Annotated in this window: 3 protein-coding genes; all 3 read right to left on the reverse strand. The window is 42.0% G+C overall.

The window, feature by feature from the left end; all coding sequences use genetic code 11:
• Positions 1–370: 370 nt before the first annotated feature.
• Genes DS2_RS19185 through DS2_RS20945 form a run of 3 tightly spaced genes read right to left on the reverse strand, consistent with a single transcriptional unit; the run spans position 371 to position 2283 of the window.
• Entirely contained in the window at positions 371–973 is a 603-nt protein-coding gene (locus tag DS2_RS19185) for a type I restriction-modification system subunit M N-terminal domain-containing protein (RefSeq protein WP_235188647.1), read from the reverse strand.
• 3 nt (positions 974–976) lie between these two features.
• Complete coding sequence (locus tag DS2_RS19190) at positions 977–2047, reverse strand: PDDEXK nuclease domain-containing protein (protein ID WP_051480034.1); 1071 nt, start codon at positions 2045–2047, stop codon at positions 977–979.
• 14 nt (positions 2048–2061) lie between these two features.
• On the reverse strand, positions 2062–2283 hold the full coding sequence (locus tag DS2_RS20945; RefSeq protein WP_081754344.1) for a hypothetical protein: 222 nt from the start codon (positions 2281–2283) through the stop codon (positions 2062–2064).
• Positions 2284–2436 lie beyond the last annotated feature (153 nt).

Below are 2436 nucleotides of genomic sequence, written 5' to 3' on the forward strand. Positions count from 1 at the left end.
ATTTAGTGGTGGCTTAACCAGATCTCAGGTTACTTACTAAGGGTGAAAGTAACTGTGATGGAATATCTAGGAGGATCTCTTTTCTATTTGAAGATTATAACTATCACGCCCAAATATTAGAGCACATAAGGGAATATAGAAATTCAAATATTCATTCGGGTCTTGAGAACCAAAACGCCAAAAATTTTGCCTTTCAACTGCAATTCTATTTTTACAGGTTAATGTTGTTCTACGTTAAGTCAGTATGTGACTTTCCAAAGATTGAGCAGGCAAATAAATTTTTAGATAGTCCGAGAGATGCAGAAAGGATAAAGGAAGAAATAGCTAAGTTGGAAATTGCTTTAAAGATGCATGGAAAATAGGTAACAGTTTAAGCGGCTTTTTGAAGGTGGCATTCGCATGTAAAAAATGAAGATGACATTATGTAAAACTCACCCGCATAACCACCGGCATCGCCCATGTTTTGCAATAAGCCTTCATAAACCAACGACAACTCAAATATTTCATCACTTGACTGGAAATTCAGCGTATCAATAATATCCAGTACTTCACGCAAGGTATGGCCAGACGCCACCTTGTTGTCTAAATACTGGAAGATGGCACCAATTTTATAGGCGAAAGATTTAGGATCTGACCCCGTAACGGCGGCATTTGCAAAGCCTTTTAAGTAAGGGAATAACTCGTTATTAACGTAATCAGTTAAGTCATCACCCGTGCGAACCTTGTTGATATCTAGTTTGCCATCGGCGTTTTTAGGGCAAGCCCAATATGACCAACGGTGCGCTTCGTCCAATACCGGTTGATAGTCTTTACCAGACAGCACAGCTTCATCTTCTTTTTCAGACTCGTAATCATCTAAAAACTTTAAGAACAACACCCACGAGGTTTGCTCGGTGTAATGCATGGTACCGCTAATGCCATCATCACGGCGCAGAATGTCGGTAATTCGGTCAATTTTTTGTTGTAATGACATGGTTTATTTTTCGTCTTTTGAAAGGTTGTTTTCTAATTGTTCGACGTTTAGTTGCTCATGTTTTAACTGGGCAATTTGCTCTTTTTCCCGTTCGAGTTCCTGACGGAGCTCTTCTTCGCTAGGCAAGATCAAGCGATAGCGGCTGGCAAAAAGCTGTTCGCTGTCTTTAAGTACCGAGTAGCGCACTATGGATTCGTCTTTATTGGTACAGAGAATAATACCGACAGTGGGGTTGTCGTCCTGACCGCGTTTTAGGTCGTCGTACATTCGTACGTACATATCCATTTGGCCTATGTCTTGGTGGTTAAGCTCGCCCGTTTTAAGTTCAAACAGGACAAAGCATTTGAGCAGGTAGTTGTAGAACACTAGATCTATATAAAAGTCTTTGCTGTCTGTGCTTACGCGTTGCTGACGGGCAACAAAGGCGAAACCTTTGCCGAGCTCCAGCAAAAAGTCTTGCAGTTTATCCATGAGCGCCTGCTCTAGATCGGCCTCTAATAGTTTTTCTACACCACCTATGCCTAAAAACTCCAGCATCATAGGATCGCGAACAAAACCTTTAGGTGCTAGTTGTGTGTTTTGTTCTATCAACTGTTGTTTGGCTTCGTCAGTAACGGCTTGCTTGTTTTGACTAACCAATAAACGTTCGTAGTAAAGTGTGCCTATTTGTCTATCGAGTGCACGGGTACTCCAATTTTGCTCGGCGGCTTCGTTCATATACCACTGCCTAGCACTGTCATCCTCTACCCGTAGTAGCCTGCGATAATGAGTCCAGCTTAATTCGGGACGCAGTGCGTCTCGAATTGAAAAAGTTTGATAAAACAGGCGCATTTTACGTAAGTTCGACGCATCAAAACCCTTACCAAACTCTGCGGTGAGTTGCTCTGACAATTGTGCCAGTAATTTACTGCCGTATTGGGCGCGGTTTTCACCTTGTTGTTCAAACTCAACAATGTGCTGACCAATTTGCCAGTAAGTTTGGACCTGTATCGCGTCCACTGCACGATAGGCCTTATTTCTGGCTTGTTGAATAATGTCTTTTAGTTGAGTAATTAATGGGTTAATGGCCAGCATAATGTGCTCTTAAATTAGTAATATAATTGCTGCTGTAGCTGTTTAAAGGCCGCCAATAGCTGAACTGGCTTGCCACCGAATGCTGTTGAGGTGTCTTTGACAGTACCCAAGCCTGATAGCTCGATAAGTGCTGTCAAGCGCTCGCGAGATAACTCGGTGCTGACAGTTTCCCGCATCATGTCGCTAATACGCATTTTTCTCACCCCCATTAATCGGGCTAGGTGGCAGCGGATCATGCTCTCTCCATACAATTACTATCGAAACGCTATAAAACAACTTTTGAGTTATTTTCCATCAAGATAAGCCTGTTTTCATTAAGGTTGACACCTTAGCACGACTTAATTTATTCGCAACTAATTTAACCTGAGTTCTGGATAAGAAAAATTAAA

The organism is Catenovulum agarivorans DS-2 (assembly GCF_000568405.1).
Taxonomy (GTDB): Bacteria; Pseudomonadota; Gammaproteobacteria; order Enterobacterales; family Alteromonadaceae; genus Catenovulum; species Catenovulum agarivorans_A.